The following is a 21,277-nucleotide window of genomic DNA, read 5'->3' as shown; positions in this document are numbered from 1 at the left end:
CCGGTCCTATGAAATCTCCCGACCAGTCCTTGATACCCTGTCGACGGTGAGCGGATTTGACCTCCGCACGCCGGACTCCAGCATTCCACGCTCCATCGCCGAAGCGGTCTCTCGACTTTCGCTCATGTTCACGCGAGAAGGATTGCGTGAGGGGCCTCCCTACCTGGACGATCCCACGCTTCGTGCCGGGTATCTCACTTATTTTTTGCCGGTCAATCTCGCCAAGGTGCAACTGCTTCTGAATGAATCAGCTCCGGTGCTGGGCGTCGGGGGAAACGAGAGGCCCTTTCGAGTGCTCGATGTGGGCTGCGGGCCAGGGACTGGCTTGTTGGGTATACTGGACTGGGTGCGACGTCATGAAGCTGGAGGAACTCAAGCATTTGAAGCCACGGGAGTCGATTGTTCATCCAAGGCCCTCCGACTGTGTGGTCAGCTCCTGAGGAATTACCGCGCCGGCGAGGGAGTGACCGCTGCGCCGATTCTCCATCTCTACGAATGCAACATCGAAAAAGGGTTGCCACGCGATTTGCTGGAAGGAAACAGTCGGCGGCCATACGATCTGATCGTCGTCCAGAACTTGCTGTCAGAGATCTATTGCGATCGGCCAGATGCTCAAGAGCGGCGTGCCCAGCTCGTCGGCAATCTGCTGACTCTGCTTTCTCCGGAAGGTACGCTCATGATCATTGAGCCGGCCCTTCGGACAGTTTCTCGAAGCCTCCATGGCGTGAGGGATACCCTTCTGAGTCAGGGGCAAGCCACCCTTTACAGCCCTTGTCTGCATGCCCGCTCTTGCCCTGCTTTGGGCAAAGATGACGATTGGTGTCATGAGGAGCGACCATGGATCAGGCCGATTTGGATCCAACAGATGGACCGAGTCGTCGGCTTCATCAAGGACGCGCTGAAATTTTCCTACCTCATTCTTCGCAAAGATGGAAAGACCTTGGTGCCATGGAGTCCCGAACTCCACAGGGTGGTGAGCGAACTTCGGGTGATGAAAGGGGAGCGACGCGTGTGGTGGTGCGACGAGGGGGGACGGGTGGAAATCGGCCGCCTGGATCGGGAGCGCTCTTCCAGCAATGCTCCGTTCGACGAGTGGCATCGTGGAGCCATCGTGCGGGTGAGCGAGATCTCTCGCAAAAATCGCAAGGGAAAGCCTGGAACAGTGGGCCGAATTCCACTCTCCGGAACAGCGGAGATTGTTCGGCCGGCCTGAGGCCGGTTAATCCGACTCCGGCTCTGAACTTCCGTGTTGATGCGTGACACGATCTTCATCGAAAAGCTCCGCCATTTCGTTGGCGATCATGTCGCGGTCATTCGGGACGGAGATCAGGGGGATTTCCTTCCGAGGTTTGTTCCCCTGGTCGGCCGGGAGAGAGCCTGCGGGTGACGAGGAGTCTGGTTGTGGTCTATCAGCCATAAGTTCAGTATACACCAATTCGGACTGCGTTATTCAAAGGCCTCAAGCGAAGATCGCTCAGGAAACTCGGCGTTGCATGCGGAACAGGTGACGAAGTAGACCGCCTCCCGGACCGACAATGTTGCACGAAAGTCTAACCGGACACCCCGATGCCGGCAATGGGGGCATGATATTTCCTTGAGTCGATATTGCACATCCGGTTGTGTCCGAAGATAAAATTCCATGTCCGTATAGACGGGAAAGTTATACCGGCATTGCAGGCAGACTCCACGGCATTCACCGTCCGCCTGCAGGGTCCGTCGGTCGATTCCGAAGCGGTTTGTCTTGCAGACAGCGCAGGTGACGGCGGATAGGCGCTTTTCAACGTCCTCGATCGAAAGATGAGCCACAGGAATTTCCTCGAATGGTGAGGGCAGTATACGCATCGACGTGGTGATCTTCAACTGCCGGGCCGGCGGGAAGTCTTGACCAACAATCGGGACTGCCTATAGTTAGGTACCCATGCATCTCATTAACAGACGATTACTCGTCGGGAACGCCCAGGACGCGACCAATCCTCCACCGCAAGTCGGAGCAGTCCTCATGGTGGCGGAGGAGCAGAACATCACCGTGCCATCTCGGGTGCATTATGCCAAGGTCCCGATGAAAGAATTTGGGGAGCCGACGATCCAGGCCTTGGCCGAGGCGGTGGCGTGGATCGAGTCCCATGTTGGGGAGAATCGGGTCCTGGTTTGTTGCCGTGCCGGGATGGGTCGATCGGTCTCGGTCATCATTGCCTACCTCTGTTGCGTCGAAGGGATGGCCTATGCCGATTCCCTCAAGCTGGTTCTGACCCGTCGTCCTGGAGGCATGCCGTTGCCTCGTCTGGAGGAAGTGATCCAGGGCGTCCAGCTCGCTCGCCGGATCCGCTAGCGCCAACTGCTCCGCGTGGTCGGCGTAGCTGTTGCAATTCCCTGCACGATCGTGGCGTAATCTTCCCATTCGTTGCCGTTTCCCTATCCCCAAATTGGTCAGCCATGCCTGAATTGCCGGAAGCCGAGGTTGCCGCGCGTCTCTTGCGTGAACGTGTGCTTGGCGCCACCGTGCGGGACTGCTGGATCGGTCGTGGGGACATTGTCAGGGAAGGGCTCTCTACCCTGGAATGGTACCGGCAGGCTCGCATTACGGCTATTGAGCGTAAGGGCAAGAGCGTTATCCTGACCCTGACTCGTAATGGGCAGCCACGGTTTTTGGTGGCGGAACTTGGGATGACGGGGCTGTTATTGTTTCAATCGGTGCCGGTTCATTCGCCGCAACATGTTCATTTCGTTCTGTCCCTGGAGGGATGCGCGGAATCGGAGCTGCGATACTGGAACCCTAGGCGGTTTGGACGCCTATCGCTGCTCGATCGGGAGGGGCTCGATCAGTATCTCATGCGCCGTTTCGGTCCGGATCCCTTGGCAATCGGGTATGAAGCCTTCCGCCAAATTCTCGAGACCACGCGTAGGCGACTGAAACCCCTCTTGATGCACCAACAGGTGATTGCAGGAATCGGCAACATCTATGCGAACGAGATTCTCTTCCGCGCCAAACTTCATCCCGACCAGGCGGCGAATCGACTGCGAGATGATGCGATCATGCTGCTGTACCGGACCATGGGCGAGGTGTTGCGCGAAGCGATCGCGTTGGGAGGATCAAGTGTACGCGACTATTTTGCGCCTGATGGTCGTGAAGGCCAGTACAAGCGGAAACATTTAGTGTATGCCAAGGCAGGACAACCCTGTCCGAATGTCTGTGGATCCGTCATACAGCGAGCCGTCGGCGAACGCAGTTCGTTTTACTGTCCGATGTGCCAGCGGAGATGTCGCCGGTCTGCGGGAAAAGGCCGAACCTTGCGGGGAACAAGATAAGACGTGGGTGGTCTGCATTAACAGTTGTTTCAAGGAGTTAGGGTGATGAATCTTCGGTGCCCCTTGTGGTAGGACTTCTGATCTCGAAATGTAGGCCCTTTGGCGGATTGAGCTAAACCCTAGATTTCGGTACTCTGGCGGTCCTTTTCTCTGCCCGCTCACATATTCAAGGAGTCGTCCACCATGGCGAAAGTGCTTGAAGGTCCCGGCATGGGACTGATGAAGAAGTGGGGGATCAACGTCCCCAACTATGCAGTAGTCACGTCTGCTGAGGAATTGGCCAAGCTGGGCCAAGTCAATGACTGGCTGAAGAAGTCGAAGTTGGTCGCAAAGGCCCATGAAGCACTGGGCTCACGGTTTAAGCTCGGCCTAGTGAAGATCGATCTCGATCTGAAGGGCGCAGAGGCCGCAGTGAAGGAGATGATCGGCCGTCAGGTCGGGAGCATCACCGTGTCGCAGGTGATTGTGTCGGAAATGATCCCGCACAAGGAAGAATACTATTGTGCGGTGAAGTCGACCCGCGAAGGGGCTGAAGTGCTTGTTGCGAACTGTGGCGGCATCGAGGTCGAATCGAACTGGGATCGGGTGAAGCGCTTGACGCTCGATGTCGGCCAGGCCCCGACGCCTGACCAGCTGAACAAAGTGGCCGGGGAAGCGGGTTTCAGTGGGGCACTTGCCAAGAAGATGGCTGAGTTTGCCGGAAAGATGTTCACTTGCTTCGACAGCGAAGATGCCCAATATCTGGAAGTAAATCCCGTCGTGCTGCGCGAGAGCGACGGTGAACTAGTGGCATTGGATGCCGTGACGCTGTTGGACGGCGATGCCAAATTTCGTCACCCCGACTGGAGTTTCTCCTTCGCCGCAGAATTTGGCCGCGCCTATTCGAAGGACGAACTGGAAGTCATGGCAGTCGACAGCAAAATCAAGGGCTCGGTCAAATTCATCGAGATCCCCGGTGGAGATACTGCGATGCTGCCGGCGGGCGGCGGTGCCAGCGTCTATTATTCCGATGCGGTGGTGGCTCGGGGAGGGAAGCTTGCCAACTATGCCGAGTACTCGGGCGATCCGCCGGATTGGGCCGTCGAAGTCCTCACGGAGAAAGTCTGTTCGCTGCCGGGCATCAAGAACATCATCGTCGGTGGCGCCATCGCCAACTTCACCGACGTGAAGAAGACGTTCGGGGGCATCATCAATGGATTCCGGAAGGCGAAGGCCGACGGGAAGCTGAAGGGCGTCAAAATTTGGGTGCGTCGAGGTGGGCCGCGGGAGAAAGAAGGTCTGGATGCCATGCGCGCGCTGAAAGACGAAGGGTTCGACATCCATGTGTTCGATCGGAACACGCCCTTGACGGATATTGTGGATAAGGCGGTCCAATCGAAGGGGTAGCCCGCCGCGATCAACCATACGAACTGCGACAATGCAAAATAAGGGGAGAGCCCGATGAGTATTCTGGCAAACAAGGACACCCGCGTCGTGATTCAAGGCGGGCAGGCCGGTGTCAATGCCGCACGGCGCATGGCCGAATTCTGTTATCTGATCAAGCGACCACTGAATGTCGAAGCCTTTGTCTATCCGCCGGACGCGGGCAAGACGAACGAAATCCCCTATGGCAGCGGCCTCATTGCCATTCCCGTTTACAAGACTATTGCCGAAGCGACGAAGCATCACCCCTCGATCAATACCAGCCTGGTCTACATCGGAGCCGATCGTGCGATGAAGGGCGGGATGGAAGCTCTGGACGATCCGCACATTAAGGTCGTCTCCATGATCACCGAAGGCGTGCCGGAGAAAGACGCCAAGCTGCTCGGGGCCCATGCACGCAAGCTCGGAAAGGTCTTCAACGGGCCATCCTCCATCGGCATTATTTCGGCCGGCGCCTGCCGTTTGGGCGTCATCGGCGGTGCGTTCGACAACTTGGTACTCTCGAAACTCTATCGAGAGGGGTCCTTCGGCGTCATTACCAAGTCCGGCGGTCTCTCAAATGAAATCATTTGGATCTGTTCGCAGTTCGCCGACGGTATTACCACGGCCATCGGTATCGGCGGTGATGCATACCCCGGGACCGACTATGTCAGCTATCTCGAAATGTTTGAAAACGACCTGCAGACGAAGGCGGTTGTGATCGTCGGTGAAATGGGCGGCGATCTGGAGGAGCGCGCGGCAGAGTGGTACGGCGCCAAGAAGCGACGGGTCAAGTTGATCGGCGTCGTGTCCGGCTTCTGTCAAGAAAGCCTGCCCAAGGGGATGAAGTTCGGCCATGCGGGCGCGAAGGAAGGCATGAAGGGTGAAGGCTCGGCGCGTTCGAAGTCGGATGCGCTGAAAAAAGCCGGTGCCATTGTGCCGGCCACCTTCGGCGCGCTGGGTCCGGCGATCAAGGAGACCTACGAAGAGTTGCTCAAGTCCGGTCAGGTGAAGGCGCCGGTGGAGCCGGCTTCCTTGCCCAAGTTGCCGAAGACGGTAGAAGAGGCGATGAAGGCAGACGAGGTGATGGTTGCGCCGTTGATCCGCACCACGATCAGCGATGACAGGGGTGATGAACCCTGTTACGACGGGTATCCTGCCTCAGAATTGATCAATAAAGGTTATGAAATCCCCCACGTGATCGGCTTGTTGTGGGACAAGCGTCTGATTTCCAAACAGGAGGCTGAGATCATCAAGCGCATCATGATGCTATCGGCCGACCATGGCCCTTGCGTCAGCGGCGCCTATGCCACGATTCTTGCGGCCTGTGCGGGAATCGGGCTTTCTCAGGCTGTGGCCGCCGGGTTGATCATGATCGGCCCGCGCTTCGGGGGAGCGGTGACGGATGCCGGGCGGTTCTTCAAGTATGCCGTCGATAATAAGATGTCGGTGGATGAATTCCTGGCCTACATGAAGAAAAATCACGGCCCGGTGCCGGGTATCGGCCATCGTGTGAAGAGCCTGCGTAATCCGGACAAGCGTGTGAAAGAGCTGGTCGGGTACGTGAAGAGCCTGAACATCAAGACCCCGTGCCTCGACTTCGCGTTGGAGGTCGAGAAGGTCACGGCAGCCAAGAAGGATAACCTGATTCTGAACGTCGATGGGACGATGGCTGCGGTGCTCGTGGATATCGGATTCCCGGTGGACAGCCTGAACGGGTTCTTTATCCTCTCGCGCACTATCGGGTTGATCGGACATTGGGTCGACCAGAAACGCCAGGAGAGCCGTTTGATTCGGCTGTTCGATTATTTGGTCAATTATGCGGCGCCCAAGCGTCGCGAAGTGCCGCCGCTGAAGTAACGAGGACTCTGACGCGTCGCCTGCCGGTTGTGATGACGTATTCTTCCTACGGGTTGCGAGCGGCGGCGAGGCATTTATTCCAAGACGGAGATAAACCATGTCGATGGATCTTGCAAAGAACCTCTATGCCAAAATGCCCGACGTGTTCGCCAAGGCGAGAAAGAAGTTCGGTCGGGGTCTGACGCTCGCCGAGAAGATTCTTGTTTCGCACGCGGACAACTTTGACAGTCAAAACTGGGAGCGAGGCAAGGCCATGTTGGCTCTCCGCCCGGATCGCGTGGCCATGCAGGATGCCACCGCCCAGATGGCCGTGCTGCAATTCATGCAAGCCAACAAGAAAAAGGCGGCGGTGCCGAGCACGATCCACTGTGATCACTTGATCCGTGCCGAAATGGGATCCCAAAAGGACCTGCTCCGTGCGCTCGACGAGAACAAAGAAGTCTATAATTTTCTGGCCTCCGCCGCGAAAAAGTACGGCATCGGCTTCTGGAAACCGGGCGCCGGCATTATCCACCAAGTCGTGCTGGAGAATTACGCATTCCCCGGGTGTCTGATCATCGGAACCGACTCGCACACCCCGAATGGTGGTGGTTTGGGCGGACTAGCGATCGGCGTTGGCGGTGCAGATGCCGGGGAAGTCATGGCTGGCCTCCCGTGGGAAGTGCTCCATCCTAAGTTGATCGGCGTACGGTTGACCGGAAAGTTGAGCGGCTGGGCCTCACCCAAGGACGTGATCCTTTATTTGTGCGGTCTGCTCACGGTAAAGGGTGGGACCAACAAGATCGTGGAATATTTCGGCCCGGGTGCGGACACGATCAGCGCGACCGGCAAGGGCACGATTTGTAACATGGGCGCAGAATTGGGCGCCACGACTTCCGTCTTCCCGTTCGACGAGAAGATGGTGGCATACATGAAGATTACCGATCGGGCCGATTTGGCAAGCTTTGCCCAGGCGCATAAAGATCTGCTGGTGGCTGACCCAGAGGTTGCACAATCGCCGGAAAAATACTACGACCAGATCGTCGAGATCGATCTCTCCAAGCTGGAACCGCACGTGGTTGGTCCCCATACCCCTGATTTGGCGCGACCGATTTCAAAATTGAAGGCGGAAGCGCAAGAGAAGGGTTATCCGGTCGAGCTGAAGGCGGCGTTGATCGGCAGCTGTACGAACTCGTCGTACGAAGACATCAGCCGTTCCGCCCATGTAGCCCAGCAGGCGTTGAAGGCGGGCTTGAAGGCAAAGGCTTCCTTCCTGATTTCTCCGGGCTCCGAGCGGATCTATCACACCATGAAGCGAGACGGCTTCCTGGATACCTTTGAGCAGCTGGGCGGAACGGTCCTCTCCAATTCCTGCGGTCCTTGCATCGGACAGTGGAAGCGCGCGGACGGAGTCAAGGGCCGGGCAGACTCCATCGTCAGCTCCTTCAATCGCAATTTCCCCGGCCGCAACGACGGTATCAGTGAGACCCTCTCGTTCCTTGCCAGTCCGGAAGTCGTCACGGCCTATGCCATTACGGGCGACCTGGGCTTTGATCCGGTCAATCAGACGGTGAAGGGCGCGGACGGGAGGGAATTCAAGCTGCAGCCGCCGGTCGGCGAGGAATTGCCGGCGAAGGGTTTCGCAAAAGGAGAAGAGGGTTATGTGGCACCGGCAGAGGACGGGTCGAATCTCACGGTCGATATCCCACCGACCAGCGAGCGGCTCCAGCTCCTGCAGCCGTTCCCGAAGTGGGACGGCAAGGATTTCGAAAAATTGCCGCTCTTGATCAAGACTAAAGGCAAGACCACGACGGACCACATTTCTCCCGCTGGACCCTGGCTCAAGTATCGGGGGCATCTGGATAAGATCAGCGACAATATGTTCCTTGGCGCCAACAACGCCTTTTCGTCGGAGCCCGGCAAGGGAACGAACGTGTTGACTGGCGAAGCCAACCAGACCATCGCGCAAATCGCCCGCGCCTATAAAGCGAAGGGAATCGGGTCTATCGTGGTCGGTGACGAAAACTATGGCGAAGGCAGCAGTCGGGAACATGCCGCCATGTCGCCGAGGTTCTTGAACGTGCGGGCCGTCATCACCAAGAGCTTCGCGCGCATCCATGAAACCAATTTGAAGAAGCAGGGCATCCTCCCGCTCACGTTCGCCGATCCCAAGGACTACGACAAGATCGAGCAAAACGATCGGATCAGCGTGGTTGATTTGGCGAATCTTGCGCCGGGAAAGCCCGTGACAGTGGTGATCCATAAGGCGGGCGGCGATGTGAAGATTCAGACGAACCATAGCATGACCGCGCAGCAGATCACCTGGTTCAAGGCCGGTTCGGCGTTGAATGCGCTGAACTAATCCATAAAGGAGAGAGGGAGACGACCATGGCGAAGGCAGACAAAATCATCTATACGAAGACCGACGAAGCGCCGATGTTGGCGACCTATTCGTTCCTCCCCATCATCAACGCCTTCACGAAGGCGGCGGGTGTCACGGTGGAATTGCGGGATATTTCATTGGCCGGACGCGTCATTGCGGTCTTTCCGGAATATTTGACACCGGAACAGAAGCAACATGATGCCTTGGCTGAGCTGGGTGAAATGGCCAAGACGCCGGAAGCCAACATCATCAAGCTGCCGAACATCAGCGCCTCGATTCCGCAGCTGGTGGCCACGATCAAGGAACTGCAGGCCCAGGGCTACAAGCTGCCAGACTATCCGGAGAATCCGAAGGACGAAAAAGAAAAGGACATCAAGGCCCGCTACGACAAAGTCAAAGGCAGTGCGGTGAATCCGGTTCTTCGCGAAGGGAACTCGGATCGTCGTGCGCCGCTCTCCGTCAAGGCCTATGCCCGGAAGCACCCGCATAAGATGTCGCCCTGGAGTGCCGACTCCAAGACCCACGTGTCACACATGAAGAGCGGAGATTTCCGTTCGAATGAGAAGTCCGTCACGATTCCAGCTGCCACGACCGCGAAGATCGAATTCGTCGGTGCGGACGGCAAGACCACCGTGCTGAAGGAGAAAATCGCCCTGCAGGCTGGTGAAGTGCTTGACGCGACGTTCATGAGCGTCAAAGCGTTGCGGAAGTTCCTAGAAGAGCAAATCGAAGATGCGAAGGCCAAGGGTATGTTGTGGTCGCTCCACATGAAGGCCACCATGATGAAGGTCTCGGACCCGAAGATCTTCGGCCATGCCGTGACGGTGTTTTATAAGGACGTGTTTGAAAAGTATGCCGAGACGTTCAAGAAGCTGGGCGTCGATCCGGACAATGGGCTCGGCGACGTGTATGCGAAGATCAAGTCCCTGCCGGACGATCAGCGCAAGGCGATCGAAGCCGACATCCAGGCGGTGTATCGGAAGCGCCCGCCGATGGCGATGGTGAACAGCGACAAGGGCATCACCAACCTCCATGTGCCGAGCGACATCATCATCGACGCCTCCATGCCTCCTGTCATCCGCGACGGCGGAAAGATGTGGGGCCCGGACGGCAAGCTGGCCGATGTGAAATGCGTGATCCCCGACGCCAGCTACGCGCCGGTCTACCACGAAGTCGTCGAGTTCTGTAAGCAGAAGGGCCAGTTCGATCCCCGCACGATGGGCACCATCCCGAACGTCGGATTGATGGCGCAGGCGGCGGAAGAGTACGGCTCCCACGACAAGACCTTCAAGGCGCCGGGCAACGGCACCATCCGCATCGTCGATGCGAACGGCACGGTCTTGCACCAACATCAGGTGGAAGAGGGCGACATCTGGCGCGCCTGCCAGGTGAAGGACGCCCCGATTCAGGACTGGGTCAAGCTGGCCGTCACGCGCGCCCGTGCGACCGGCGCTCCGGCGGTGTTCTGGTTGAACAAGGACCGGGCCCATGATGCCGAGCTGATCAAGAAGGTCAACGCCTACCTGCCGAAGTACGATACGACCGGCCTCGAAATCAAGATCATGTCGCCGGCCGATGCCTGCCGCTACTCCATCGAACGGATGAAGGAAGGCAAGGACACGATCTCCGTCACCGGCAACGTGCTCCGCGACTATCTCACGGACCTGTTCCCGATCCTCGAAATCGGCACCAGCGCCAAGATGCTCTCGATCGTCCCGCTGCTGAACGGCGGCGGATTGTTCGAGACCGGCGCGGGAGGATCGGCGCCCAAGCACGTGCAGCAGTTCGAGCAGGAAGGCTACCTGCGGTGGGATTCGCTCGGTGAATTTCTCGCGTTGGCCGCGTCGCTCGAACATTTGGCGAAGGTGGGGAACAATCCGGTGGCCAAGATCTTGGCGGACACGCTGGATCAGGCCAACGCGAAGTTCCTGGAGAGCAACAAGTCCCCCGCGCGCAAGGTCGGCGAGATCGACAACCGCGGCAGCCACTTCTACCTCGCGCTCTACTGGGCGCAGGCGTTGGCCGCGCAGACCGCGGATAAGAAGATCGCCGAGCGGTTTACAAAGATCGCGAAGGACTTGAGTGACAACGAGAAGAAGATCGACCAGGAATTGTTGGCCGCGCAGGGCAAGCCGCAGGACGTCGGCGGGTACTATCACCCGGACGATGCCAAGGCCGCCAAAGCAATGCGTCCGAGCGCGACCTTGAACAGCATCATCGACGCCATCGCCTAAGGGTGTCGTCACTGACTGAGCGGGGTGGTCCAAGTGGTGGACTGCCCCGCACCGTCGTCAACTCGGCGGCAGCCGGCGGGCCGGATGGATTGCTCTTTCGAGAGCGAGGGTAAGAGCGCTATGGCACAAGAAGATACCAATGTGATTGATCAACCCGAGGTGATGACGCCACGTATGGTGTCGATCGAAATCTCGGGGAAGAAATACGAAGTGCCGGAAGGCATTACCGTGATCAAGGCCTTGTGGTACACGGGGCAAGATGTCGTGCGGGGCGCCGGTTGCCTGGGCGGCTTCTGCGGCGCCTGTGCCACCTATTACCGCACGAAGGATGATCCGAAGGTGCGGACCTGCCTCGCCTGTCAAATGGCCGTGCAGGACGGGATGTCCTTCACCATGATGCCCCCTTTCCCCGCGCGTAAGGCGACCTACGAGATTCAATCTCTCAAAGACCCCAAGCAAGACCTGTTTAATCTCTATCCCGAAGCGCCGCTCTGCCGGAACTGCAATGCGTGCACGGAAGCCTGCCCTCAGAAGATCGATGTGCGTGAAGGTGTCTGGAAAGCGGTCTTCGGTGATTTCAAGAGTGTCTCCGAAATGTTCATGGACTGTGTGATGTGCGGTATGTGCACACCCGTCTGCATCGCCGACATCGCGCCCAATCTCGTTGCGCTCTATGTGAGCCGTGCGCAAGGGGCTCATTTCACAGACAAGCCTCAAGGACTGGATACCCGGATCAAGGAGATTCAAGAGGGCCGCTTCAACGATGAGTGGAAGAAGGTGCTTTCCATGAACGAAAAGGAACTGGCCGATCACTGTGCGACCGTGAAATGAATCACGGTGCCACGACGCCTGCTTCACCATCTTCAACGCGTATTTCGCTCAAGGCCGTGAGCTGAAAGCAAGACCATGGACATTCACGCATTACAGCAGATCGTTCACCGCACTCGGGATGCGAGACGGAAGCAGACGATTCAGAAGTTTGCGCCGGCCGAACGGGATGCCCTGATCGAAAAGTACCATCCGGATTTTCGCAAAAGCGCCTACCGACCCCTGCGGTTTGGGCCGAACGCGGGAGAGCAGACGGCCATTGAGCTGGCGACCCTTTTGGAGGGCGACAGCCCTCTCTCTGAGGACACGGATCTCACGCCGCACTATCAGACGGATGTCTTGGTCATCGGCGGCGGCGGTGCCGGTTGTGCCGCCGCTCTGCACGCCCATGCGGCCGGTGCCAAGGTCATCTTGGCCACCAAACTTCGGTTGGGGGATTCCAACAGCGTTATGGCTCAGGGTGGGATGCAAATCTCCGTGGCCCCGGAGGATTCTCCAGTCACCCATTTCCTCGACACGTTGAAGGGCGGCCATATGCAGAATGACCATGACCTGCTCAAGGTGATGGTCGAGGAAGGGCCGTCGATCGCGAAGTGGCTGATTGAGCTAGGCGTGTTGTTTGACCGCCAGTCGGACGGGAACCTGCATGTGAAAAAGGGCGGCGGCAGTTCCAAACCTCGACTCGTCACCTGCTCCGACTACACGGGGCTTGAGATCATGCGGGTGTTGAAAGACGAGGTGATCAATCAGAAAATCCAGCTGCTGGAATTCTGCGCCGCGGTGGAGTTGTTGAGCAATGACCACGGGGCCTGCAGCGGCGCCATTTTCAAAGACCTCGACAATCACCGTTATGTCGTGGTAGCCGCGAAGTCCGTCATTTTGGCTACCGGCGGCATCGGCCGCCTGCACATTCAAGGGTTCCCCACCAGCAACCACTATGGCGCGACCGGCGACGGTCTCTGTCTCTCCTATCGAATGGGCGCGAAGTTGGCCCACATCGATACCTTCCAGTACCACCCCTCCGGGGCGGTCTATCCGGAACAGCTGATCGGCGCGCTGGTGACGGAGGGGATTCGGTCGGAGGGCGGCCACTTGGTCAACGCCAGGGGGGAGCGCTTCGTGAATGAACTCGATACCCGTGACGTGGTGTCGTCGTCCATCATTCGTGAGTGCGAGGAAGGGCGGGGGATCCGTACGATGTCCGGACGGGTGGGAGTCTGGTTGGACACCCCGTTGTTGGATGCCGAACACGGCCCCGGTACGGTGGAGAAGCACTTCCCCGCCATGATGCTGCAGTTCGAACGGTTCGGCATCGATATCAGCAAGGATCCGGTGCTGATCTATCCGACGCTGCACTACCAGAACGGTGGGGTGAAGATCGATATCAATTCCGAGACCAATGTGAAAAACCTCTTCGTGGCCGGAGAAGCCTCCGGAGGATTGCATGGGCGGAACCGTCTCATGGGGAATTCCCTCTTGGATCTGATGGTCTTCGGCAAACGCTCCGGCCTCACGGCCGCGTCCCGTGCGCAGTCCATGACCCAGGGTCAACTCACGCTTCAGCACCTGTCACGGTTTCGCGCCGAGGCGAAACAGCATGGCAATCCGAGTGGGGTCATCTCGCCGATGGTGCTGCCGGCGTATACGAGGAAAGTGGGCTAGGATTACGACGAAGGCATGTCTTGTACTCGCGCAACGCGGCACACAAGGTTAATCGAACTTGTAAATCATGGGCGGTGCTCGTTGGACGCGCGCAGTGAGAACCGTCCCCGCCGCAGTCCTTTTGAATGAGGTAAAGCATGAACGTTCATGAGTTTCAGGCCAAGTCATTGTTCGCGCAATTCGGCGTGCCGGTGCCGCGCGGAAAGGAAATCACCTCTCCCGAAGCGGCGACCGAATGGGCGACCCAATTGAACACTCCCGTATTCGTCGTCAAGGCGCAAATTCATGCCGGAGGGCGTGGCAAGGCAGGCGGCGTCAAGATCACCAAGGACAAGGCTGCAGTGGCCGGCTTGGCCAAAGAATTGATCGGCAAAACCTTGGTTACCCACCAGACCGGACCAAAAGGCCGAACCGTCTATCGTTTGCTGCTGGAAGAAGGTGCCAATATTGCCAAGGAGTTGTACTTGAGCCTCCTAGTGGATCGTGACACAGGATGGCCTACCTTCATCGCTAGCACCGAGGGTGGGATGGAAATCGAAGAGGTGGCGGCCAAGACGCCGGAAAAGATCATCAAGGAGGCAATTGACCCTGCCGTGGGCTTTCAAGGGCACAACGGCCGGAACGTGGCTTTTGCCTTGGGCCTTCAGCAAATGGAACCAGCCGTCATCAATCCCTTTGTACAGATGCTCGGCAACCTCTACCGACTCTTCATGGAAAAGAATGCCGCGCTCGTCGAGATCAATCCGTTGATCATTACCAACGAGAAGACCTTGGTGGCCTTGGACGGGAAGGTTTCTTTCGACGACAACGGAATCTTCAAGCATGAGGACGTGCAAAAGATGCGCGATCTCAACGAAGAAGATCCCTTGGAAATCGAGGCTACGGCCAACAATCTCAACTATGTGAAACTTGACGGCAACATCGGTTGCATGGTCAATGGTGCGGGTTTAGCGATGGCGACCATGGACGTCATCAAGCTGGCCGGAAGCGAACCGGCAAACTTTCTGGATGTCGGCGGTGGGGCGACCAAGGAGACCGTGGCGGCAGGTTTTCGCATTCTCTTGAAAGATCCGAACGTCAAAGGAATCTTTATCAACATCTTCGGCGGCATCGTCCGTTGCGAACGCATTGCGCACGGCGTGATCGAAGCGGCCCAAGAAGTGCACATTGCTGTCCCTCTGGTCGTGCGGTTGCAGGGTACCAATGCCGAAGAAGGCCGGTCGCTCCTCCAACAATCTGGGTTAAAGCTGGATGTGGCCGACGATCTGTGGGATGCCGCGCAGAAAATTGTGAAGATGACCGGCAAGGCAGCGTAGAGAAACGGCGTCAGGCTGCCGATCGCTTTCTGCCTCTCGGAGCGACCCTTCCGGGCTCGGCCGAGTGGAAGCCTTCGGAAATTCCCTCTTGGACTCGGTCAGTTTCCGCTTTCCTCTCGGCCGAGCCTCGGTGGGGCCCTGCTCCTTCAGCAAGGTAGCTCTCGGCAGCCTGACGCCGCAAATGGGGAAATGAATGGAACTCGGAGAAGTTCTATCAATGCTCACCCCCCGAGGACCGATATTACAGAAATGTTCTCGGGGAAATTAAGAAGTTATCTGAGGAAAGAGGACTCGAATTCGTTTCCCAAGCTAAGGATGGATGGGATTTAAACAGCTTCGTACAGCCGAGAAAAAGAATCTTCTTTGGAATCGCTGACAAAGGAAACAAGCGAGCGATCCTTGGGATGGTCTTCGTTCCTGATCCGAAGAGGGAATACTCTGACCAAGCTTGGAATCGATTCGAACCGCCTCTCAGAGAGAGGCTTTCGAGGCTTGAGAAGGTGGGCCATGATGGCAGCGCTATCACGTGTGTCCTTGTGCAGGTCTGGGAATCAGCTAAACGAACAATCGTGATTCCCCTAAAAGAACTTGATCGTGTTAAAAGGTTCAGGGATACAGGAGATTTTCGTGTGAAAAAGGACAGTGGAGAATTCGTATTGGAAACTCAGAGGTGGGAAGACATCATCAGGTTGAAGAATCGTTTGGAAGAACTCTTCACTTTTATTTAGAGACTCCAAAAGGAAAATCATGAGCATTCTCGTCAATAAGAACACGCGGGTGGTGGTGCAGGGGATCACGGGCAAGGAAGGCTCGTTCCATGCGACGCAGTGCAAGGCCTACGGCACGAAGATGGTCGCAGGGGTGACGCCGGGGAAGGCCGGGCAGGAGGTCGAAGGCATTCCCGTGTTCAATACCGTGGTCGAAGCCGTGAAGAAAACGGAGTGCGACACCTCGCTGATCTTTGTGCCGCCGCCGTTTGCCGGTGATGCGATTCTGGAGGCTGCCGACGCGGGTATCAAGCTCATTATCTGTATCACGGAAGGTATTCCTGTCAACGATATGGTCAAGGTGAAACGTGCGCTCCGTGGCCGGGATGTGAGGCTGATCGGTCCGAATTGTCCAGGAGTGATCACGGTGGACGAGGCCAAAATCGGCATTATGCCTGGGTTCATTCACAAGCGCGGGGTCGTGGGAGTCGTCTCACGCAGCGGCACCTTGACGTACGAGGCCGTCCATCAATTGTCCACCCTCGGTTTGGGGGAGACCACGTGCGTGGGAATCGGCGGCGATCCTGTCAACGGAACCGGTTTTGTGGATGTCTTGCCGTTGTTTGAAAAGGATCCGGAAACTCAGGCCGTTGTGATGATCGGTGAAATCGGTGGTGATGCCGAAGAAAAGGCTGCGGAATATATCAAGCAGCATGTCAAGAAGCCGGTGATCAGCTTCATCGCCGGGATCACGGCACCCCCCGGTCGTCGCATGGGCCATGCGGGGGCGATCATTTCCGGCGGCAAAGGGACCGCCAACGAGAAGATGAAGGTCCTGGAGGCTGCGGGTGTGCGTGTGGTGAAGAACCCCGCCGAGATCGGCCATGCGGTGAAGACGGCACTCGGACGCTGACATTCACTTACGCTTCAAAGGAAAGAGGGTGTCGGAGTTCATCCGACGCCCTCTTTGCGTTTTGATCGAGTGCCACATTGCACCTTAGGCGACCCAATCTTTCCTTTCCCCCTGGCTAGAGACGTGTTACTGTGCGACGCGATGAGAGCCGAATGGCCCTAGGCGCTTCAGCTGGCTCACAGTATGGTGACGCGAAATCAAACCCCGGTCACCGCCGGCAGGAAAGGATGCCCCCATGCTTGTCTTTCTCATTCATGTGCGCGACCCGCAGTTCTACGCCCTGCCAGCCAAAACGCGGGCGAAGAATGGGCGCATTCGGGTCATGGGCTTCCCGCCTATCGGCATCATGTCCCTGTCTTCCGTGTTGAAGCAGGCAGGACATGAGTGTGTGATGTTCGACCAGGCCAATCCCGACACACCGAACGAGTTCATCATTCAGGAGATCACGCGTCGGAAACCGGCATTGGTCGGCTTGAGCTTTCTCAGCACCACTAGTTATCCCTACGCCAAGATCCTGGCTCGTCACATTCGAGCGACTGATAGTCAGGTGAAGTTGGCGTTCGGCGGAGTCTTTGCAACGCTCAATGCAGGATTGGTGAAGCTGCAATGTCCGGAAGTGAATTTTGTCTGCCGTGGGGACGGCGAGCAACTGCTCTTAGACCTGCTTGACCATCTGGACGATCCGGACGCGGTCGGAGGACTGACCTGGGCCAAGGACGGACGGGTCATCAACAATCCCAACCGTTCGATTGAGCGCCACCTCGATCAGTGGCCATTCCCCGATCGGGAGAGTTTGGAACTGGACTTTGTGGAATCCATGCCGTTGGATGTACCGGCCGTGCTGTCCATGGAACGATTCACGACCATGCAGACATCGCGCGGATGTCCTTGGCCCTGCGTGTTTTGTGATATCCCGATTTTCAATGAAGGCAAATGGCGTGCGCGCAGCCCGCAGCACGTCGTCGACGAACTGAAGCATCTGGAAGCGAACGGCTATGGATCCGTGTATTTTGTCGACGACCATTTCCTGTTGCAGCCCAAACGAATTGAAGCCATTTGCAAGGGAATCACGGCCGCTAAATTGTCGATCCAATGGGGGATTGAGGGACGGGTTGATTCTGTTGCACAACACCTCTTCCCTGCCATGGCGCAGGCACACTGTCGAACCGTCATGTTCGGCATCGAAAGCGGAAGCCAGAAGATCCTGGATCGGCTCCAAAAGGAACAAACGCTTGAGGAGGTCGAAACGGCAGTCCGTAATGCCAAGCGGGCGGGAATCGAGATCGTCCACGGTTTCTTTACGGTAGGGAATCCGGACGAAACGGTCGAGGACATGCAGAAGACATTCGACTTCGCGTCGAAGCTCCCATTGGACACCTTTGGGTTTAATCGGCTCTGCGTGTACCGAGGTACGCCCCTCTGGCAGGAATACTTGAAGCGCGGTCTCGTGAGTGATGCCAAGGACTGGTACAAGTACTTCAAGTGTTCGGAGATAGATCCCACCTGTTTGCCCGGGGAAGTGATCAACAAGGTTCGGCAAGAGGGACTAAAACAACTCTTCCTCTACAAACTTACTCGCTATCCGGTGCAGACTTTCAAATTGTTACGGCGGTTCCTCCGGTATATGCCGTTCCGCGATGTCGCTTACCTTATCCTCAAACCGTTCTTGGGACAAAAGAAGGGGGCGACGAAAGCGGAGGTGTTGTCCAGGGCTGTTGAGCATGCCGAAATGAAAGACGCGGCTGCGCAGTTAACTCAGCTGAGCGACGAATTGCTGCACAGTGTCGTCGAAGAATCAAAAGCGGAGCGGCGGCGAATCCAGCAGGAGGCGGAAGGGGCGCGCGAGCTGCCGATGGTGGATGTGCGTTGATGAGCCGGATGTTCCCGCAGAACGCGCTGCAGGTCGTTGCTCTGATGGAAGTGTCGCTGCGATGAGGAGAAGAAGGGGGAACGGAAAATAGGATGGGGCTGACGGTGGCTGAAGGGTTGCCGGCAGGGCTGCCCACATGGCAACCCCGCCGGAGCATAGAAATCCTTATGTGCCCATCTCCCACGATGCGAGATATTTGACCTGCTCCTTGGTCAGCTTGTCGATGAAGACGCCCATGCCGGCTAATTTCAGCCTGGCGATTTCTTTGTCGATGTCGGGTGGAACCGGATATACCTTCTTCTCCAGCCTCTTGTGGTTCTTCACGATGAATTCCGCTCCCAACGCTTGATTGGCGAAACTCATGTCCATCACGCTGGAGGGGTGTCCTTCGGCGGTCGCGAGGTTCACGAGACGGCCTTCACCGAGCAGGCTGACACGGCGACCGTTGGTCAGAGTGTACTGATCGACTCCTGTGCGGACGGCCAGCTTTTTCTTGCTGAGTTTTTCCAGCGCCGGGATGTCCAACTCAACATTGAAGTGGCCGGAGTTGCAGACGATGGCGCCGTCTTTCATTGCGGCGAAGTGTTCCCCGCGAATGACTTTCAGATTGCCGGTCACAGTCACAAAGAAGTCTCCGACCGGCGCCGCCTGTTCCATCGGCATGACCCTGAATCCGTCCATGACAGCCTCAAGGCCTTTCAAGGGGTCGATTTCCGTGACGATGACATCCGCTCCCATCCCGCGGGCTCGCATTGCAATGCCGCGTCCGCACCAGCCGTAACCGGCAACCACAACCGTTGATCCGCAAACCAGGCGGTTGGTCGCGCGAACGATACCGTCCATGGTGCTCTGGCCGGTGCCGTAGCGGTTATCGAACATATGTTTGGTATCGGCGTCGTTGACCGAGATGACCGGGAATTTCAGGACCTTTTTCTCGGCCATGCTCCGGAGCCGGATGACGCCGGTCGTCGTTTCCTCCGTTCCGCCGATGACAGTGCGAAGCAGATCTTTGCGCTTGGAGTGGAGGTGTGAGACCACGTCGGCGCCGTCGTCCATGGAGATGTGCGGTTTATGTCCGATGGCTGACTCGATATGACGATAGTAGGTCTTGTTATCTTCGCCCTTGATCGCAAAGGTCGGAATGTTTTCGTGGCGCACCAGCGCGGCGGCCACGTCGTCCTGAGTGCTGAGAGGGTTCGAGGCGCACAGTCGGACGTCGGCCCCACCGGCCTTGAGCGTTTTCATGAGATTGGCGGTCTCGGTCGTTACGTGTAGGCATGCGGTCACCCGGATACCCTTCAGCGGTTGCTCGCGCTCAAACCGTTTGCGAATGAGTCGAAGCACGGGCATGGTGGCTTCCGCCCATTCGATTTTCAATTTCCCCTGATCTGCTAAGCCGAGGTCTTTCACGTCGTGGTCCACTGTTGTCTCCTCCTGTGTCATGACTGATTTTAAACTGCAGAAAAAAGGGGCGGGCTTGAGACCCGCCCCTTGGCTGGTGTGACGAACCGTCGAAGGCTATCGGTTGGCGTCCTTGCGTAGAGCTTTCGCCTTATCGGTCTTTTCCCAGGTAAATTCCGGCTCGTTGCGGCCGAAATGGCCATAGGCTGCCGTCTTGCGGAAAATGGGGCGGCGCAGTTTCAAGTGGTCGATGATCCCGCGGGGGGTCATCGGGAAATGTTTTCGTACCAACTTGTCGAGGATTTCAGGTGCCACCTGTTCGGTGTCCTTGGTATCGACAAGGACAGACACAGGATCTGCCACACCGATCGCATAGGCTAATTGCACCTCGCACTTTGAGGCCAAGCCGGCGGCCACGATGTTCTTGGCGATATAGCGGGCCATGTAGGAAGCCGAGCGGTCGACCTTCGAGGGATCCTTGCCGGAAAAGGCTCCACCGCCATGGCTGCCGTGTCCGCCGTATGTGTCGACGATGATTTTGCGGCCGGTCAAGCCGGTGTCGCCCATCGGGCCGCCGACGACGAACCGGCCGGTCGGATTGATGTGGTGCTTCACGCTCGCGGGGTCGTACAACCCTTTGGGCATGACCGGGCGGATGACATGTTCCATCAGGTCCTTCTCGATCTGTTTATTGGTGACGTCGGGACTATGCTGAGTGGACACGACGATGGTATCGATCCGGAAGGGTTTTCCGTCCTTATACTCGACGGTGACCTGGGATTTCCCGTCCGGACGGACCCATTTGAGAATTTTCTTCTTGCGGACCTCCGCCAAGCGCCTGGTCAAACGGTGCGCCAGCACGATCGGCGTCGGCATCAGCTCCGCGGTTTCGTTTGTGGCGTATCCGAACATTAAGCCTTGATCACCGGCGCCGCCGGAATCAACTCCCATGGCGATGTCGCTGGATTGCTGGTGGATCGAGGTAAGCACCGAGCAGGTATTCGAGTCAAAACCCCAGGAGGCATCGGTGTACCCCACGTCCTTGATGACATCTCGGATAATGTCAGGGATTTCCACGTAGGCTTTGGTGGAAATTTCTCCGGCAACGAATGCGATGCCGGTCGTAAGGATCGTTTCGCAAGCCACCCGCGAAAACTTGTCTTGGGCGATAATGGCGTCCAAGATTCCGTCTGAAATTTGATCCGCAATCTTATCCGGATGACCCTCGGTGACCGATTCAGACGTAAAGAGGTAGTTGTGTCTCATTGTTCCCCCTGGAGTTGATGTGAATCGAGGTTTCGGCGGTTGAGTTTCCTGGGTCTGACGCCCCAACCTGGAAGACGCTATGTTCAGGGTGGTGAATAACTCCGCAGAAAACTGAAGCAATAGTAGCTGACCGGCCTATATTTGTCCACCA

The 21,277-nt window shown here is 57.3% G+C and carries 15 protein-coding genes; 12 read left to right on the top strand and 3 right to left on the bottom strand.

All coding sequences use genetic code 11. From position 1 onward, the window contains the following. The first annotated feature begins 46 nt into the window (after positions 1-46). On the top strand, positions 47-1,213 hold the full coding sequence (locus HRU82_07545) for a methyltransferase domain-containing protein (protein ID QOJ34805.1): 1,167 nt from the start codon (positions 47-49) through the stop codon (positions 1,211-1,213). Positions 1,214-1,446: 233 nt separating this feature from the next. Here the strand turns inward: HRU82_07545 and HRU82_07540 are convergent, their stop codons facing one another. Then, positions 1,447-1,806 carry a hypothetical protein gene (locus HRU82_07540; GenBank protein QOJ34804.1) on the bottom strand — a complete coding sequence of 120 codons (360 nt, stop codon included), beginning with the start codon at positions 1,804-1,806 and terminating at the stop codon, positions 1,447-1,449. A 112-nt stretch (positions 1,807-1,918) separates the two neighbouring features. Here HRU82_07540 and HRU82_07535 point away from each other — a divergent pair, with 112 nt between their 5' ends. From HRU82_07535 to HRU82_07485, 11 genes are all read left to right on the top strand, one after another. Then, the gene (locus HRU82_07535) at positions 1,919-2,329 is read left to right on the top strand and encodes a dual specificity protein phosphatase family protein (protein ID QOJ34803.1); all 411 of its coding nucleotides are present in this window, start codon (positions 1,919-1,921) and stop codon (positions 2,327-2,329) included. Positions 2,330-2,433: 104 nt separating this feature from the next. Continuing rightward, entirely contained in the window at positions 2,434-3,306 is an 873-nt protein-coding gene (mutM, locus tag HRU82_07530) for a DNA-formamidopyrimidine glycosylase (GenBank protein QOJ34802.1), read from the top strand. Positions 3,307-3,489: 183 nt separating this feature from the next. Further along, a complete protein-coding gene (locus tag HRU82_07525; protein ID QOJ34801.1) occupies positions 3,490-4,692 on the top strand; it encodes an ATP citrate lyase in 1,203 nt (400 codons plus the stop codon). 54 nt (positions 4,693-4,746) lie between these two features. Then, positions 4,747-6,567 (top strand): ATP citrate lyase, encoded by a 1,821-nt coding sequence (locus HRU82_07520; protein ID QOJ34800.1) that lies wholly within the window; start codon positions 4,747-4,749, stop codon positions 6,565-6,567. A gap of 97 nt (positions 6,568-6,664) precedes the next feature. Continuing rightward, entirely contained in the window at positions 6,665-8,908 is a 2,244-nt protein-coding gene (locus tag HRU82_07515) for an aconitate hydratase (GenBank protein ID QOJ34799.1), read from the top strand. Positions 8,909-8,934: 26 nt separating this feature from the next. Next, entirely contained in the window at positions 8,935-11,163 is a 2,229-nt protein-coding gene (locus HRU82_07510; GenBank protein ID QOJ34798.1) for an NADP-dependent isocitrate dehydrogenase, read from the top strand. A 120-nt stretch (positions 11,164-11,283) separates the two neighbouring features. Next, entirely contained in the window at positions 11,284-11,994 is a 711-nt protein-coding gene (locus HRU82_07505) for a (2Fe-2S)-binding protein (GenBank protein ID QOJ34797.1), read from the top strand. A gap of 75 nt (positions 11,995-12,069) precedes the next feature. Then, positions 12,070-13,653 carry an FAD-binding protein gene (locus HRU82_07500; GenBank protein QOJ34796.1) on the top strand — a complete coding sequence of 528 codons (1,584 nt, stop codon included), beginning with the start codon at positions 12,070-12,072 and terminating at the stop codon, positions 13,651-13,653. A gap of 137 nt (positions 13,654-13,790) precedes the next feature. After that, a complete protein-coding gene (gene sucC, locus HRU82_07495) occupies positions 13,791-14,969 on the top strand; it encodes an ADP-forming succinate--CoA ligase subunit beta (GenBank protein ID QOJ34795.1) in 1,179 nt (392 codons plus the stop codon). Positions 14,970-15,716: 747 nt separating this feature from the next. Continuing rightward, positions 15,717-16,589, top strand: a complete 873-nt coding sequence (gene sucD / locus HRU82_07490; protein QOJ34794.1) for a succinate--CoA ligase subunit alpha — start codon at positions 15,717-15,719, stop codon at positions 16,587-16,589. A gap of 235 nt (positions 16,590-16,824) precedes the next feature. Next, positions 16,825-18,459 (top strand): B12-binding domain-containing radical SAM protein, encoded by a 1,635-nt coding sequence (locus tag HRU82_07485; GenBank protein ID QOJ34793.1) that lies wholly within the window; start codon positions 16,825-16,827, stop codon positions 18,457-18,459. A 165-nt stretch (positions 18,460-18,624) separates the two neighbouring features. On the opposite strand, the gene HRU82_07480 is transcribed toward HRU82_07485, so the two are convergent. Both HRU82_07480 and HRU82_07475 read right to left on the bottom strand, forming a co-directional pair. Continuing rightward, a complete protein-coding gene (locus HRU82_07480; GenBank protein ID QOJ34792.1) occupies positions 18,625-19,902 on the bottom strand; it encodes an adenosylhomocysteinase in 1,278 nt (425 codons plus the stop codon). A 75-nt stretch (positions 19,903-19,977) separates the two neighbouring features. Then, on the bottom strand, positions 19,978-21,126 hold the full coding sequence (locus HRU82_07475) for a methionine adenosyltransferase (protein QOJ34791.1): 1,149 nt from the start codon (positions 21,124-21,126) through the stop codon (positions 19,978-19,980). Positions 21,127-21,277 lie beyond the last annotated feature (151 nt).

The organism is Nitrospira sp., from assembly GCA_015709715.1.
In the GTDB taxonomy this organism is placed as follows: domain Bacteria; phylum Nitrospirota; class Nitrospiria; order Nitrospirales; family Nitrospiraceae; genus Nitrospira_A.
Note: the sequence above shows the minus strand (reverse complement) of the source record. Positions and strands in the feature narration are given on the sequence as shown.

Coding starts and splice junctions, on each gene's coding strand:
- HRU82_07535 (QOJ34803.1), top strand. CDS start 1,919: ATGCATCTCATTAACAGACGATTACTCGTCGGGAACGCCCAGGACGCG.
- HRU82_07480 (QOJ34792.1), bottom strand. CDS start 19,902: ATGACACAGGAGGAGACAACAGTGGACCACGACGTGAAAGACCTCGGC.
- HRU82_07510 (QOJ34798.1), top strand. CDS start 8,935: ATGGCGAAGGCAGACAAAATCATCTATACGAAGACCGACGAAGCGCCG.
- HRU82_07500 (QOJ34796.1), top strand. CDS start 12,070: ATGGACATTCACGCATTACAGCAGATCGTTCACCGCACTCGGGATGCG.
- mutM (QOJ34802.1), top strand. CDS start 2,434: ATGCCTGAATTGCCGGAAGCCGAGGTTGCCGCGCGTCTCTTGCGTGAA.
- HRU82_07475 (QOJ34791.1), bottom strand. CDS start 21,126: ATGAGACACAACTACCTCTTTACGTCTGAATCGGTCACCGAGGGTCAT.
- HRU82_07505 (QOJ34797.1), top strand. CDS start 11,284: ATGGCACAAGAAGATACCAATGTGATTGATCAACCCGAGGTGATGACG.
- HRU82_07525 (QOJ34801.1), top strand. CDS start 3,490: ATGGCGAAAGTGCTTGAAGGTCCCGGCATGGGACTGATGAAGAAGTGG.
- sucD (QOJ34794.1), top strand. CDS start 15,717: ATGAGCATTCTCGTCAATAAGAACACGCGGGTGGTGGTGCAGGGGATC.
- sucC (QOJ34795.1), top strand. CDS start 13,791: ATGAACGTTCATGAGTTTCAGGCCAAGTCATTGTTCGCGCAATTCGGC.
- HRU82_07485 (QOJ34793.1), top strand. CDS start 16,825: ATGCTTGTCTTTCTCATTCATGTGCGCGACCCGCAGTTCTACGCCCTG.
- HRU82_07520 (QOJ34800.1), top strand. CDS start 4,747: ATGAGTATTCTGGCAAACAAGGACACCCGCGTCGTGATTCAAGGCGGG.
- HRU82_07515 (QOJ34799.1), top strand. CDS start 6,665: ATGTCGATGGATCTTGCAAAGAACCTCTATGCCAAAATGCCCGACGTG.